The sequence below is a fragment of the Streptomyces vietnamensis genome, from assembly GCF_000830005.1.
In the GTDB taxonomy this organism is placed as follows: domain Bacteria; phylum Actinomycetota; class Actinomycetes; order Streptomycetales; family Streptomycetaceae; genus Streptomyces; species Streptomyces vietnamensis.
On the sequence record NZ_CP010407.1, the window covers coordinates 876,858 to 891,408 of the forward strand.

General features: G+C 73.6%; 13 protein-coding genes. 12 read left to right on the forward strand and 1 reads right to left on the reverse strand.

The annotated features are described in order from the left end of the window. The first annotated feature begins 3 nt into the window (after nt 1-3). The 12 genes from SVTN_RS03790 to SVTN_RS03845 all read left to right on the forward strand — a co-directional run bounded on the left by SVTN_RS03790 (nt 4) and on the right by SVTN_RS03845 (nt 13,617). The gene (locus SVTN_RS03790) at nt 4-2,979 is read left to right on the forward strand and encodes an FAD-binding and (Fe-S)-binding domain-containing protein (RefSeq protein WP_078908179.1); all 2,976 of its coding nucleotides are present in this window, start codon (nt 4-6) and stop codon (nt 2,977-2,979) included. Continuing rightward, the gene (locus tag SVTN_RS03795; protein ID WP_078908180.1) at nt 2,976-4,130 is read left to right on the forward strand and encodes an enolase C-terminal domain-like protein; all 1,155 of its coding nucleotides are present in this window, start codon (nt 2,976-2,978) and stop codon (nt 4,128-4,130) included. The genes SVTN_RS03790 and SVTN_RS03795 overlap by 4 nt, the downstream gene beginning before the upstream one ends. A gap of 62 nt (nt 4,131-4,192) precedes the next feature. Then, nucleotides 4,193-5,950: a glycoside hydrolase family 15 protein gene (locus SVTN_RS03800; RefSeq protein WP_041133528.1), complete on the forward strand. Its 1,758-nt coding sequence runs from the start codon at nt 4,193-4,195 to the stop codon at nt 5,948-5,950. A gap of 143 nt (nt 5,951-6,093) precedes the next feature. After that, nucleotides 6,094-6,537, forward strand: coding sequence for a Na+/H+ antiporter subunit E (locus SVTN_RS43055; protein WP_162494302.1), 444 nt, complete (start codon nt 6,094-6,096; stop codon nt 6,535-6,537). Beyond that, entirely contained in the window at nt 6,534-6,818 is a 285-nt protein-coding gene (locus tag SVTN_RS03810; protein WP_052498932.1) for an MrpF/PhaF family protein, read from the forward strand. The genes SVTN_RS43055 and SVTN_RS03810 overlap by 4 nt, the downstream gene beginning before the upstream one ends. A gap of 79 nt (nt 6,819-6,897) precedes the next feature. Next, nucleotides 6,898-7,203 (forward strand): monovalent cation/H(+) antiporter subunit G, encoded by a 306-nt coding sequence (locus tag SVTN_RS40860; protein ID WP_159026412.1) that lies wholly within the window; start codon nt 6,898-6,900, stop codon nt 7,201-7,203. Continuing rightward, nucleotides 7,200-7,496, forward strand: coding sequence for a Na(+)/H(+) antiporter subunit B (locus SVTN_RS03820; protein ID WP_041127797.1), 297 nt, complete (start codon nt 7,200-7,202; stop codon nt 7,494-7,496). The genes SVTN_RS40860 and SVTN_RS03820 overlap by 4 nt, the downstream gene beginning before the upstream one ends. Beyond that, nucleotides 7,493-8,245 (forward strand): MnhB domain-containing protein, encoded by a 753-nt coding sequence (locus SVTN_RS03825; protein WP_041127798.1) that lies wholly within the window; start codon nt 7,493-7,495, stop codon nt 8,243-8,245. Before SVTN_RS03820 ends, SVTN_RS03825 begins: the two co-directional genes overlap by 4 nt. After that, nucleotides 8,245-8,592: a sodium:proton antiporter gene (locus tag SVTN_RS03830; protein ID WP_041127799.1), complete on the forward strand. Its 348-nt coding sequence runs from the start codon at nt 8,245-8,247 to the stop codon at nt 8,590-8,592. The genes SVTN_RS03825 and SVTN_RS03830 overlap by 1 nt, the downstream gene beginning before the upstream one ends. 3 nt (nt 8,593-8,595) lie before the next feature. Then, complete coding sequence (locus SVTN_RS03835; protein WP_041127800.1) at nt 8,596-10,419, forward strand: complex I subunit 5 family protein; 1,824 nt, start codon at nt 8,596-8,598, stop codon at nt 10,417-10,419. A 193-nt stretch (nt 10,420-10,612) separates the two neighbouring features. Beyond that, a complete protein-coding gene (locus SVTN_RS03840) occupies nt 10,613-13,102 on the forward strand; it encodes a molybdopterin oxidoreductase family protein (protein ID WP_041127801.1) in 2,490 nt (829 codons plus the stop codon). After that, the gene (locus SVTN_RS03845) at nt 13,099-13,617 is read left to right on the forward strand and encodes a hypothetical protein (protein WP_041127802.1); all 519 of its coding nucleotides are present in this window, start codon (nt 13,099-13,101) and stop codon (nt 13,615-13,617) included. Before SVTN_RS03840 ends, SVTN_RS03845 begins: the two co-directional genes overlap by 4 nt. Before the next feature lie 168 nt (nt 13,618-13,785). Here the strand turns inward: SVTN_RS03845 and SVTN_RS44135 are convergent, their stop codons facing one another. Further along, the gene (locus tag SVTN_RS44135; RefSeq protein ID WP_052498934.1) at nt 13,786-14,157 is read right to left on the reverse strand and encodes an STAS domain-containing protein; all 372 of its coding nucleotides are present in this window, start codon (nt 14,155-14,157) and stop codon (nt 13,786-13,788) included. Nucleotides 14,158-14,551: the final 394 nt, after the last annotated feature.

Consider the following 14,551-nt stretch of genomic DNA (forward strand, 5'->3'; position numbering starts at 1 on the left):
CCGATGACCGGCAGCCGGCGGGTCGACCTCGCCGCACTCGAACGGGGGCTGCGGGCCGAGACGGACGGCGAGGTCCGCTTCGATCCGGGCAGCCGCGCCGCGTACGCGACGGACGGCTCCAACTACCGCCAGGTCCCGCTCGGCGTGGTCCTGCCGCGCACGGTGGAGGCCGGTGCCGCCGCGCTCGCCGTGTGCGCCCGGTTCGGCGCGCCGGTCCTGTCCCGCGGGGGCGGCACCAGCCTCGGGGGTCAGTGCACCAACGAGGCGGTGGTCGTCGACTGGACGAAGTACTGCGACCGCCTGCTGTCGGTGGACCCGGAGGCGCGGACCTGTATGGTCGAGCCGGGCATCGTCCTGGACGAACTGAACCGGCGACTCGCCCCGTACGGACTGAGGTTCGGGCCGAAACCGTCCACGCACACCCACTGTTCCCTGGGCGGGATGATCGGCAACAACAGCTGCGGGGCCTCCGCCCAGGCCTACGGCAAGACCGTCGACAACGTCCGCCGCCTGGAAGTCCTCACCTACGGGGGGACCCGGTTCTGGGCCGGTCGTACGGACCCGGCGGAGTTCGCGAGGATCACGGCCGAAGGCGGGGCCCGCGCCCAGCTGTACCAGGGCCTGAAGGACGTCGTCGGGCGCCGTCTGGCCGAGATCCGCCAGGGCTACCCGAAGATCCCGCGCCGGGTCTCGGGGTACAACCTCGACTCGCTGCTGCCGGAGAACGGCTTCGACGTGGCCCGGGCGCTGGTGGGCAGCGAGGGCACGCTGGTGACCGTCCTGCGGGCCGAGCTGGAGCTCGTCGAGGTACCGGCCGCCGAGGCGCTCCTCGTCCTCGGCTTCGACGACGTCTACGCGGCCGCCGACGCCGTCCCCGCCCTCCTCGAACACAGCCGCCCCACCCAGCTGGAGGCCATCGACGGGCGCATGGCGCAGCTGATGCGCGAGGAGCACGCCTACCTCGACTCGCTGGAGAGCCTGCCCGAGGGCGACAGCTGGCTGCTGGTCCAGTTCACCGGCGACACGACGGAGCGGGCGGACGAGCAGGCGTACGAGCTGTTGCGGTCGCTGGGCCGCGACGAGGACGATCCCGGGGTGGTGCTCTCCGACGACCCGGCGCGGGAACGGGAGATGCTCAGGGCCCGGGAGGCGGGCCTGGGGGTGACCGCCCGCCCGCCGGACGGCTCCGAGACCTGGGAGGGCTGGGAGGACTCCGCGGTGGCCCCGGAGAAGCTGGGCGACTACCTGCGTGACCTGGAACGGCTCTTCGACCGGTACGGCTATCAACAGGCCTCCTTGTACGGGCACTTCGGGCAGGGCTGTGTGCACACCCGGATCCCGTTCGAGCTGCGCGAGGGCAAGGGCGTCGAGGCCTTCCGCAGGTTCCTGTTCGACGCGGCCGACCTCGTGGCCTCGTACGGCGGGTCGTTGTCGGGCGAGCACGGTGACGGGCAGGCCCGCGGCGAACTGCTGCCGCGCATGTTCACTCCGGCCCTGATGGAGGCGATGGGCGAGGTCAAGACGCTGTTCGACCCCGGCGACCGGATGAACCCCGGCAAGGTCGTCCACCCTCACCGCGTCGACGACAATCTGCGCCTGGGCGCTGCCTGGCGGCCCGAACGGCAGCGGACGTACTTCGCGTACTCCGGTGACGGCAACGACTTCGGCCGGGCCGTGCTGCGCTGTGTGGGCATCGGCAACTGCCGCACCCACCGGGGCGGAGTCATGTGCCCGTCCTATCGGGCCACCGGCGAGGAGGAGCACTCCACCCGCGGCCGGGCGCGGCTGCTGTTCGAGATGCTCGGCGGTCACGCCGACTCACCGGTCACCGGCGGCTGGCGCTCCACCGAGGTCCGCGACGCACTGGACCTGTGTCTGGCCTGCAAGGGCTGTAAGTCCGACTGCCCGGTCGGGGTCGACATGGCCACCTACAAGGCCGAGTTCCTGGCCCACCACTACCGGGGCCGGCCCCGCCCTCCGGCCCACTACTCCATGGGCTGGCTGCCGCTGTGGGCGCGGCTGGCCCGCACCGCGCCGGGCTTCGCGAACGCCGCCCTGCACGCCCCCGGTCTGGGCCGGGCGGGGAAGCTGCTGGCCGGAATCGACCCGCGCCGCGACGTACCCCTCTTCGCCGCCGAGTCGTTCCAGGAGGCCCGGCACCGATCCGGCGGCGCGCAGCCCGATCCGCGCGATCCGCGCACCGTTCTGCTCTGGCCGGACACGTTCACCAACCACTTCCACCCCCACGTCGCCGACGCCGCGGTCCGGGTCCTCGAGGACGCCGGCTTCCGCGTCGCGGTGCCGTACGGGCCCGTGTGCTGCGGTCTGACGTGGATCTCCACCGGGCAGCTCGCCACCGCCCGCCGCGTCCTGCGACGGACCACGCGAGCGCTCCGGCCGTGGCTGGAGGCCGGCACACCGGTCATCGGCCTCGAACCGTCCTGCACCGCGGTCTTCCGGGCCGACGCCCCCGACCTGCTCGCCGGCGACCAGGACGTCATCCGCCTCGCGGCGCAGACCCGGACCTTCGCCGAACACCTCGTCGGCCGAGGCCCCGAGGGCTGGCAGCCGCCCACGATCGGGCGGGCGGCGACCGTGCAGACCCACTGCCACCAGCACGCCGTCCTCGGCGCCGACGCGGACCGGGAACTGATGCGCCGTGCCGGACTGGACGCGCGGGTGCTCGACGAGGGCTGCTGCGGGCTGGCCGGCGACTTCGGCTTCACACAAGGGCACTACGACCTGTCGCAGGCCATCGCCGAACAGGGCGTGCTGCCCGCCGTGCGCGACACCGCGCCCAGCGCCCTCGTCCTGGCCGACGGGTTCAGCTGCCGTACCCAGATCGACCAGGCCGGGACCGGCCGGCAGGCCCTGCACCTGGCCGAGGCCCTCGCCCTGGCACTGGACGGGCCGCTGCCCGCCGACCACCCCGAGAAGGCGGTACCGCGCCCCCGGATCCGGAGGGATGCGACACGATGAAGTCCCGGCCCGAAGCGGTGCGGCGCGGGCCCGCGCCGAAGGACACGGCCACCGGCGCTCCGACGGTCGAGTCCCTGCGGGTGCACGTCCTCGAGTTCCCGACCGATGCCCCCGAGGCGGACGGCACCTTCGCCTGGGACCGTACGACCATGGTCCTGGTCCAGGCCCGTGGCGGCGGTGCTTCGGGCCTGGGCTACACCTACGGCGACCGGGCCACCGCCGGCGTGATCACCGGGCTTCTCCACGATGTGGTCGTCGGTCTGCCGGCCTTCGACGTTCCGGCGGCGAACGAGGCGATGAGCCGGGCGGTGCGGAACGCCGGCCGGCCCGGCCTGATCGCCGGCGCCGTCTCCGCGATCGACGTCGCCCTGTGGGACCTCAAGGCCCGCCTCCTGGAGCTGCCGCTGGCCGACCTGCTCGGCCGGGCCCGGACCGACGTGCCCGTCTACGGGAGCGGCGGCTTCACCACGTACACCGACCGCCGGCTCGCCGAGCAGCTCGACGGCTGGTCCGGCCAGGGCATCACCCGCTTCAAGATCAAGATCGGCGAGGGGTGGGGAACCCGGGAGCGACGCGACCTGGAACGTGCCGAGCGGGCCAGGGCGCTGCTGGGCGACGACGCCGAGCTGTACGTGGACGCGAACGGGGCCTACACCCGCAAGCAGGCCGTCCGGATCGGGCGGGCGCTGGACGGCGTGGGGGTCGGCTGGTTCGAGGAGCCCGTCTCCTCCGACGACCTCACCGGGCTCGCCCGCGTGCGCCACTCCGTCACTGCCGACGTCGCCGCCGGCGAGTACGGCTACGACCTGCCCTACTTCGCCCGCATGATCCCGGCCGTCGACTGTCTGCAGGCCGACGCCACCCGCTGCGGCGGCATCACCGTGTGGCTGCGCGCAGCCGCCCTCGCCCAGGCCCACGGCCTGCAGCTGTCCGGCCACTGCGCGCCGCATCTCCACGCGCACGCCGCCGCGGCCGTGCCGAACCTCCGGCACCAGGAGTGGTTCCACGACCACGTCCGCATCGAGAACCTGCTGTTCGACGGCGCCCTCGACCCGGCCGGCGGCACCGTGCGGCCGGGCCGGGACGGGGAGCCGGGGTTGGGCCTGACGATCCGGCCCGACGTCGCGGATCGGCATCGTGTCCGTGGGTAGCACCGGTGTCGGCGACGGGCGACGGACCGGCACGCACCGGCCGGGCCGGAAAGGACGCGCCGATGACGGCGTCCGTCCGCGGCCGACCTGATCCGCATGCCCTGCGGGACTACGCCCTGCTCGCGGACGGCGAGCGCGGCGCCCTGGTCGGGCCGCGCGGCGAGATCGTGTGGATGTGCGCACCCGCCTGGGACGACGATGCCGTCTTCGCCGCACTCATCGGCGGCGACGGCTGGTACAGCGTCACCCCGGACGGGCCGTTCGTGTGGGGTGGCTACTACGAGCCGGGCAGCCTGATCTGGCGCAGCCGCTGGATCGGGACGGACGGCATCGTCGAATGCCGCGAGGCCCTGGCCCACCCCGGTGACCCGCACCGTGCCGTGGTGCTGCGCCGGATCCTGGCCGTCGACGGCGAAGCCCGCCTGACGGTGCAACTGCGCGTGGCGGCCGGCTTCGGAACGGCGCCGCTGCGCGAGGTGCGCCGCGATGAGCACGGGCGCTGGACGGGCCGCGCGGGAGACCTGTACGTGCGGTTCAGCGGCGCGCCGGACGCCCGACCCGGCGACGGGGGGCTGAGCACCACCGTCACGATGGAAGCGGGGGCGCACCACGATCTCGTCCTGGAGGTCTCCGGTCGGCCGCCGCCGGCACCGGAGACGGCGGAGGTGTGGTGGCGGGCCACCGAGACGGGATGGGCCGGGTGCGTGCCCGACCTCACCGGCACACCGGGCCGACGCGACGCCCGGCACGCGTACGCGGTCATGGCCGGCCTGACCTCCTCGACCGGGGGCACGGTCGCCGCGGCCACCACCAGCCTGCCCGAACGGGCCGAGCAGGGCCGCAACTACGACTACCGGTACGTGTGGATCCGCGACCAGTCCTTCATCGGCCAGTCCGCCGCCGCGGTCGGCGGGCAGCGACTCCTCGACGACTCGCTGCGCTTCGTCACCGCCCGCCTCCTGGAGCACGGCCCCGGCCTCTCCCCCGCCTACACCGCCGCCGGGCGGGCGGTGCCCGGCCGGCGCGCCCTGAACCTGCCGGGCTACCCGGGCGGCTACGACGTCGTCGGCAACCGCGTCAGCCACCAGTTCCAGCTCGACGTGTTCGGCGAGGCCCTGCTGCTCCTGGCCGCGGGCGCCCGGCACGACCGGCTGGACGCGGACGGCCGACAGGCGGCGCTCACCGCGGCCGACGCGATCGCGGCCCGCCGCCGGGAGCCGGACGCCGGGATCTGGGAACTGCACAACGACCGCTGGACGCACAGCCGCCTGGTGTGCGCGGCCGGACTGCGGGCGATCGCCGCCGTGGCCCCCCGGGCGGACAGCGGACGCGCCGCCGGCTGGGAGGCGCTCGCGGACGCGATCGTCGCCGACACCGCGGCCGAATGCCTGCACCCGACGGGACGCTGGCAGCGCTCCCCCGATGACGACCGTGTGGACGCGGCCCTGCTGCTCCCCGCCCTTCGCGGCGCCCTGCCCGCCGACGACCCCCGCACCGTCGCCACCCTGCGCGCGGTGCGCACCGACCTCGCCTGCGATCACTACGTCTACAGGTTCCGCCACGACCGGCGACCGCTGCAGGACGCCGAAGGGGCGTTTCTGCTGTGCGGCTTCACCGTGGCGATGGCCGAGCACCAGCAGCACGACGACGTCGAGGCGATGCGCTGGTTCGAACGCAACCGAGCCGCTTGCGGTCCGCCGGGCCTGTACGCGGAGGAGTTCGACGTCGCCCAGCGCCAGCTGCGCGGCAATCTGCCGCAGGCCTTCGTCCACGCCCTGATGCTCGAAGCCGCCGCCCGCCTCGGGCAGGAGCGGCACTGACCCGTGCACGAGGAGGTGGGGCTCGTGGCGTGATTCCCCCGTGGGGGTGGGCCGCGCGGGTGACCCTGGCCGCGCCGCCCGTACCGGCGCGCCCCCGAGTGGAGACCATACTCACGGGCAACGGGAGGCCGGGAGTGCGCGGGGTGCTGGAGATCGTGGTGTGGTGGGCCGTGCTGACCGCGGCGACGGTGGTGTTCATCAGCTCCGTGTCGCCCGTCGAACTGGTGGTGGGCGCCCTTGCCGCGCTGGGCGGGGCCTTCGCGGCCCGCAGGATGCGCCTGGCCGCCGGCGGCCGGGCGAAGGGAGGCCGGGGCGCGGTGCGCGCGCTCGTCGCCCTGCCGGGCTCGGTGGTGCGCGGTCTGGGCGTGCTGACGGCCGCCGTGGTCACCGACCCGGCAGGCGCGCTGGTGCGGCGCGTCCGCCTGCGGCGGGGAACGGGGGCCGGGTGGGCCGGCACGTTGCTCGGCATGTCGCCGGACACCTGCGTGATCGACGTCCCCCGGGACGACGAGGTCCTCGTCCACGCCCTGCGTCCGGGAGCCGGACCGGTCGAGCAGGCCGTGGCCCGCGCGGACGGCGCGCGGTGAACGCCTGGGCCGTCGCAGCCCTGGTCCTCCTGGCCGTCCCGGCGCCGGCGTGCCTGTGGGTGGCGGCTCGTGGCAGCGCGGTGCACCGCCTGGTCGGAGCCTCGCTGCTCTCCAGCGTGACCGGGGCCGTGTTCCTCCTGCTGCCCCAGGCCTACGACCGGTCCTCCTACCAGGACCTCGCGCTGGTGCTCGGCGTCCTCGCCCCCGCCGGCGCCCTCGTCTTCACCCGCTTCGTCTCCGGTCGCCATCACGAGACACACGGTTCCGCGACCGACACCTGACCGCACCGCACCGCACCGCACCTCACCGCACTGCACCGCACCGCACCGCACACGTCGGCACACAGGAAGGAGACCGGAATTGACGCCGCCTCACGTGGTCGTACTCGTGCTGCTGTGGACCGGTGTGGCCGCCGTGCTCCTGTCCGCGGCCGCGGTACTGCGGCTGCGCGGCACCCTGATGCGGCTGCACGCCCTGGCACCCGCGTCCTGCGTCGGGATGCCGCTGATCGCCGCGGCGGTGGCCGTCGAGCAGGGTGCGGGCCGGGCGGCAGCCAAGACACTGTTCATCGGCCTGCTCTTCGCCGTCGGCGGCACGGTCACCACCATCGCCGTGGGCCGCGCCGCCGACCGGTCCGGAGAGGCCGAGAAGGGGGGCGGGTCGTGAACGAGTGGCTGGTCGGAGCCGCCGTCGCCTTCGTCGTCCTCGCCGCGACCGTCGCGGTCCTCACCCGGGACCCGACGCGCCAGGCCGTCGTCCTCTCCGTCCTGGGCCTGGGCCTGGCGATCCTGTTCGCCGTGCTGCAGGCACCCGACGTGGCGCTGTCCCAGTTGGGCGTGGGCACCGCGCTCACCCCGCTGATGATCCTGCTGACCGTCCGCAAGGTCACCCGTCAGCCCACGCGCGCGAGCCGCGACGCCGACCGGCACGACGGTGCCGAGGGGCGGGAGCAGGGGTGACAGCGCGCGCCCGGCTGGTCCTGTTCCTGGTCGCCGCCGTGGTGTTCGCCGGCTTCTTCACGGCCGCGTGCGCGCATCTGCCGCCGTTCGGGACACCGGACCATCCCTACGGCGACCGGGCGGTGGCGGCGGCCCTGGCCCGCCGCACCGCGAACGTCGTCTCCGCGGTCAACTTCGACGTCCGCGCCTTCGACACGCTCGGTGAGGAGTCCATCCTCTTCGGCACCGTCCTCGGGGCGACCCTGCTGCTGCGCCGGGCCCATGACGAACGCCACCGCCGGGCGGAGGCGGAACGCGTCATGCCCACCACCCGGCTGTTCGGCACGCTGCTGCTGCCCATCGCCCTGGTCGTCGGCGTGTACGTCGTCGCGCACGGCCAGCTCAGTCCCGGCGGCGGCTTCCAGGGCGGCGTCGTCCTGGCCACCGCCCTGCACCTGGCGTACGTGGCCGCCGACTACCGCGCCCTGAAGAAGCTCCGGCCACTGGCCGTGCTGGACGTGGCGGACTCGCTCGCCGCCGCCTCCTACACCCTCATCGGCCTGGCCGGCCTGATCGCCGGGAGCGCGTTCCTCGAGAACGTACTGCCCCTCGGCACCTTCAACACCATGACGTCCGGCGGCACCGTTCCGGTGCTGAACGCCGCGGTCGGCGTCGAGGTCGCCTGCGGCCTGATCACCCTGCTCGCCCACTTCCTCAGCCAGGCCGTCGAACTCACCGACACCGACCGCCGAGAGAACGGAGACGGCTGATGGGGACGTGGCCCTACCTCGCCGCCGGCTGGGTCCTGCTGGTCGCCCTGTACGGACTGGTCACCAGCCGCAACCTGATCCACGCCATCGGCTGCCTGGCGGTCGCCCAGTCCTCCACCTATCTCCTGCTGCTTGCCGTCGGCTACCGTCGCGGAGCGACCGCCCCCGTGTACTCCGACCTCACCCCCGGCACCCGTCCGGTCGTCGACCCCGTCGTGCAGGCACTGGCGCTGACCGATGTCGTCGTCGGCGCCACCGTCACCGCCCTGCTGCTCGCCCTCACCATCCAACTGCGCAAGCGCCACCGCACCGTCGACCCCCAGGCCCTCACGGGCCTGAAGGGCTGACACGTGACCGAGGCCGCCCTGCTGCCGCTCGCCGTCGCCATCCCCCTGCTCGGCGCCGCCCTGCTCGCCGTCGCCGGCCGGACGCTGCCCCGGACCGGCTGCGACATCCTGGCGACCGCGTCGGCGACGGCCGAGGTCGTCTGCCTGGCCCTGCTCTGGCCGCACAGCCGGCACCTCGCCACGGCGGACCTCGGCGGCTGGCCCGCCCGCCTGGGCATCGTGCTCGCCGCCGACCCGATCGGCGCGGGCCTGGCGCTCCTCGTCGCCGTCCTGGTGCTCGCGGTCGTCGTCTACTCCTGGCGGTACTTCGACGAACCCGCCGGGGAACACGCCGGAGCGTTCCCCGCCCTGATCCTGCTCTTCGAGGCCGGCATGGCCGGCTTCGCCCTGACCGGCGACCTGTTCGACGCCTTCGTCTTCTTCGAGCTGATGGGCGCGGCCGCCTACGCCCTGACCGGATACCGGATCGAAGACCCCCGCCCCCTCCACGGCGCCCTCGCGTTCGGCATCGTCACCTCCTTCGCCGCCTACTGCTCCCTGTTCGGCATCGGCATGCTCTACGCCCGCACCGGCGAACTCAACCTCGCCCGCCTGGGGCTCCGTCTGTCCTCCCACCCCGCCGACGTGCTGACCGTCGTCGCGTTCGCCCTCATCTGTACGGCCCTGCTGGTCAAAGCCGCGGCCGTACCGTTCCACTTCTGGCTGCCCGACGCCCACGCGGTGGCCCCCACCCCGGTGTGCATGCTGATGTCCGGCGTCATGGTCGAACTCGGCGTGTACGGCGTCGGGCGCGTGTACTGGACCGTCTTCTCCGGCCCGGGCGGCATCCCTCCCCATGCCTTCCGCACCGCCTTCACCGCCCTCGGCGTGCTGACCGCGCTGCTGGGCGCCCTGATGTGCTGGCAGCAGCGCCACCTCAAGCGGCTCCTCGCGTTCTCCACCGTCAGCCACGTCGGCCTGTTCCTGATCGGCGTCGCCCTGCTCACCCCTTCGGGCGTCACCGGCACGGCGGTGTACGTCGCCGCGCACGGCTGCGTCAAAGCCGCGCTCTTCGCCCTCACCGGAGTGCTTCTGGACCGCTACGGCTCCGTCGACGAACACGGCCTGCACGGCAGGGCCCGCGAGCTGCGTCCGGTGGGTGTGCTGTTCCTGACCGGCGCCCTGGCGCTGGCCGGGCTGCCGCCGTTCGGCACCGGCCTCGGCAAAGCGCTCGGCGAGGACGCCGCCGGGCACTGGCAGCCCTGGCTGCTCCCCGCCGTGTTCGTCACCGCCTCCGCCGTCACCGGTGCCGCCGCGCTCCGCGCGGGCCTGCGCGTCTTCTTCGGCACGGGCCCCGTGCCCCACAGCCGTCCGGGCGAGGAGGAGACCACCGGCGAGGGCGAGGAACCCGAGATCCGCTCGCCGGAGCGCAGCCTGCCGCTCCCCATGACCGTCGTCCCGGCCGTCCTGCTCGCCCTGGCCGTGCTCATCGGCTGCCTGCCGGCCGTCGCCGCCGCCCTCGCCCGTGCGGCGTCCGTCTTCACCGACCCGGCCCGGTACGCCGCCGCGGTCCTCGCCGTGCCCGGCACGCCGCCGGCGGCCGCATCGACGCCGGCGGCCGGGTGGACCGTGGCGGGAGTGCTCCTCGGGCTGCTGTCCACCGTCCTCGCGGCCGCCCTGGCGACCGCCGCGGTCCACCACCGCGGTCCCTCGCTGTCCACGCGCCACTGGACCGTCCGCGCGGTACGGACGCTGCGCCGCCTGCACTCCGGACACCTCGGCGACTACCTCGCCTGGCTCGCCCTCGGCCTCGTCACCCTGTGCGTCGCACTCGTCACCCAGATCTGAACGAGCGTGCCGGGGCCGGCCGGGCAGGACGGAGGAGCCCGTCGGTCACCGGCCCGGGGTGTCGCGTGCATGGACCCGCCCCACGGGGGCATGCGCGAAACGGCGTCCCCTGAGGCCGCCGCCCGCTCCCTGTCCCTGCAACCGGGCGGCGGCAAGGCCGCGGACCCTGCTTCCGGCCGGTCGGGAGGTGACCGTGAGGACTTCGGTGGACCGCATCGCACAGCCCTGGGGCAGTCGCACCCCGTACGGACGGGATCGTCGCTGGCCCACCCGCCGGGACACGTGTCTCGCCGACGGTGTCCGGGAGGACGAGGTCGACCGCTGGGTGCAGACGGCCTCGCTCCTGCATTCCGACGGCGACGCCATGGACATCGCCGTGAAGGACGGAAGCATCGTCGGCGTGCGGGGCAGGACCGTCGACCGTGTCAACCGCGGCCGGCTCGGGCCCAAGGACGCCTTCGCGTGGCAGGCCAACAGTGCCGCCGACCGGCTCCGCCGGCCGTTGGTACGCCGGGACGGGCGCCTCGTCGAGACGGACTGGGACTCGGCGATGACCCTCGTCGCGGCCCGCTCGCGCACGCTGCTGGACGCGCACGGGTCCGGTTCGATCGGCTTCTACACCTCCGGGCAGTTGTTCCTGGAGGAGTACTACACGCTCGCGGTCCTGGCCCGGGCCGGCCTCGGCACCCCGCACCTCGACGGCAACACCCGGCTCTGCACCTCGACCGCGGCCGAGGCGCTGAAGGAGTCGTTCGGGTGCGACGGCCAGCCGGGCAGTTTCGACGACATCGACCACGCCGACGTCATCGCCCTGTTCGGGCACAATCTCGCCGAGTCCCAGCCGGTGCAGTGGATGCGCCTGCTCGACCGTCTGGAGGGCGCCGATCCGCCCCGGCTGGTGTGCGTCGACCCCCGGCCCACTCCGGTGGCCCGACGGGCGTCCGTGCACCTGGCCCCACGGGTCGGCACCAACGTGGCCCTGTTGAACGCCCTCCTGCACGAGATCGTCCGCGCCGGACATGTCGATCGCCCCTACGTCGAACGGCACACGGTCGGCTTCGACGAGCTGGAACGGGCCGTCGCGCCCTGCACTCCCGAGTGGGCCGCCGCCCTCTGCGACGTGCCGGCGTCCCGGATCCGGGAGGCGGCCGAGGTGCTCGGCACCGCGGACCGGCTGCTGTCCACGGTGCTGCAGGGCGTCTACCAGTCGCACCAGGCCACCGCCGCGGCCGTCCAGGTCAACAACCTGCACCTGGTCCGGGGCATGCTCGGCCGGCCCGGCGCGGGCGTGCTCCAGATGAACGGGCAGCCCACCGCCCAGAACACCCGTGAGTGCGGCGCCGACGGCGACCTGCCGGGGTTCCGCAACTGGGCGAACGAGGAGCACGTGGCCGAGCTGGCGAAGGTGTGGAACGTCGAGCCCGACAGCATCCCGCACTACGCACCGCCGACCCACGCCCTGCAGATGTTCCGGTATGCCGAGCAGGGCTCCCTCCGCATGCTGTGGATCAGCGGCACCAACCCGGCCGTCTCCCTCCCCGAGCTCTCCCGCGTGCGCGACGTCCTCACCCGCGAGGGGCTGTTCGTCGTCGTCCAGGACTTGTTCCGCACCGAAACCGCCCAGCTCGCCGACGTCGTCCTGCCGGCCGCGACCTGGGGAGAGAAGACCGGCACCTTCACCAACGCCGATCGCACCGTGCACCTCTCCGAGCGGGCCGTCGAGCCGCCCGGGGACGCACGGCCGGACCTCGACGTCTTCCTCGATTACGCCCGCCGCATGGACTTCCGTGACAAGGACGGCGGGCCGCTCGTCACCTGGCACGACCCGGAATCCGCCTTCGAGGCGTGGAAGCGGTGCAGTGCCGGCCGCCCGTGCGACTACACCGGCCTGTCGTACGACCGGCTGCGCGGCGGCAGCGGCGTGCAGTGGCCGTGCACCGACGCGGCCCCGGACGGGACGCCGCGCCTGTACGCCGACGGCGTCTCCTGGGCCCACCCCGACACCTGCGAGTCGTACGGCAAGGACCTCGTCACCGGCTCACCGGCGCCGGCCGCCGAATACCGGCACCTGAATCCTGACGGCAAGGCGGTGATCCGGGCGGCGGAGTACCTGCCGCCGCACGAGGACTCCGGGGCGGAGCTGCCCTTCCAGCTGACGACCGGCCGCACCCTCTACCACTTCCACACCCGCACCAAGACGGGCCGCACTCCCCAGCTGGACGCTGCGGCGCCCGAGGTGTGGGTGGAGATCTCCGTCGCCGACGCCACCGAGCTCGGCCTCCACGAGGGGGACCTCGTCGAGGTCGGAAGCCCCCGCGGCTCGCTCCAAGGGCGCCTGCGCGTCACGGAGATCCGGCGCGGTCTGCTGTTCGTGCCCTTCCACTACGGCTACTGGGACACCCCCGGCGGCTCGGGTCCCTCCGACGGGTCACCCGGGCGGGCGGCCAACGAGGCCACGGTCACCGACTGGGACCCCGTCTCCAAGCAGCCGCTGTTCAAGACGGCCGCCGCGCGCCTCACACTCCTGGCGCGCGGTGACGGAAAGCCCTCTCCCGCCCCCACCACCACGGCCTCCGCCCCGGCCCGCCCGGGCACGGTTCCGGCGACCGCGGGCGGCCGGACGGCATGGGTCGAGGAGTCGTTCGAGGCCGAGGAGCCCCACGAAGCGGAGACGGGACCGTGAGCGGGCTCGCGGCGGTCCTCGACGCCCTGCGCAGGGACGAGCGCCGGCTGACCACGGAGCTCCTCGCGCTGGCCGGGCGCCACCGGCAGGAGCACGAGATCCACCACGTCGCCACGGACCTCGCGCGCTGGTCGGCCGAGCACGACCGTCTCCTGAGGGAGACCCTGCACCACTACGGCCCCGCGGACACCGCACCGCCCTCGTCCGACCCCCCGGACACCGCACCGCCCCCGGCCGGCCCTCGGGAGACCGGAGCGCCTCCGGCCGGCCCTCGGGAGGCCGGACCCATGACGGACGACGCTCCTCCCGACCTCTTGGAGGACTTGCGGGCGCTGCACCTGGCCGTGGCCGGCAACTGCGTGTACTGGCAGATGCTGGCCCAGGCCGCCGCAGCCACCCGGGACTCCCGCCTCACCGAGCTCGTCGAACACTGCGAGCCGCAGGCGCAGCGCCAGCTCCGCTGGACCGAGAGCATGATCAAGAGCTTGGCGGCACAGCTCCTGACGGCTTCCTGAGCGCCTCACCGGCACCCTCCGCCCGGAACCGGGCACGGCATGACGGCCGACGCCGTCAACTCGGGCTCCACCGGTCGGCGTTCGGAGCACGAGCCGGAAAGCAGCCGGCGGACGGCGCCTCAGATCAGCCTCAAGACCGGACAACGACTTCCGGCTTCGCTCCGGCGGTCAACGGGGCCACCTCTGCTCGGCCGGGCCGAAGTCGAAGAGATCGGAAGAGCCCGTGATTTCCAGCAGCCGCACCATCTGGTGACTGGGAGCGGCCAGGGTGATGCTCTTCCCCGATCCGAGCGCCATTTCCCTGGCCGCCAACAGCAGATTGAGACCGGTCGAATCACAGAACGACGAATTCTGGAGGTCGACGATGATTTCAGTGCCACGCGGCGCGCGGGCGACACCGTCAAGGAGCAAGGACCGCAACTCGGCCGAGTGATCCAAGTCCAGGTCGCCGCTCACCCATACGACGAAAGAGTGCGGGACACGGCCTTCGGGTTCGACTTCGGATTCGGATTGCGCGGTCCGCTCCTCGTCAGATGTCACGACGCACCTCCTCCTCGTGGCGGCGACTTCCCTGTTTTCGAGGTCCCATGCGGGCCTTTTCCCGGCTCTCCGCCGGAGGACGGTGTCGGCTCGGACGATCCGACCCCCTCCTTGCGGTAGCGCGTATGGCGGCGCCCTGCCCACAGAGCAGCCTCCACCACCTGGCCGGAGGTGAGACGGGACTCCCGTTCCAGATCGGCGAGGCCTATGCCTCGGGGATGGCTGGTCCGTATGCGCACCAGGCGTTCCGCCCACAGTTCCGCCTCCACGAAGGGACGTGCCCGCAAAGTGGAGACCGCAGCCCTCAAGTGCGCATCGCTACAGGCCACCAGCGGCCGCCAACCGTCCTGCCAGCGGTCGCGAGGATCGAGATACGAGGAGTCCGGCGCGCGCC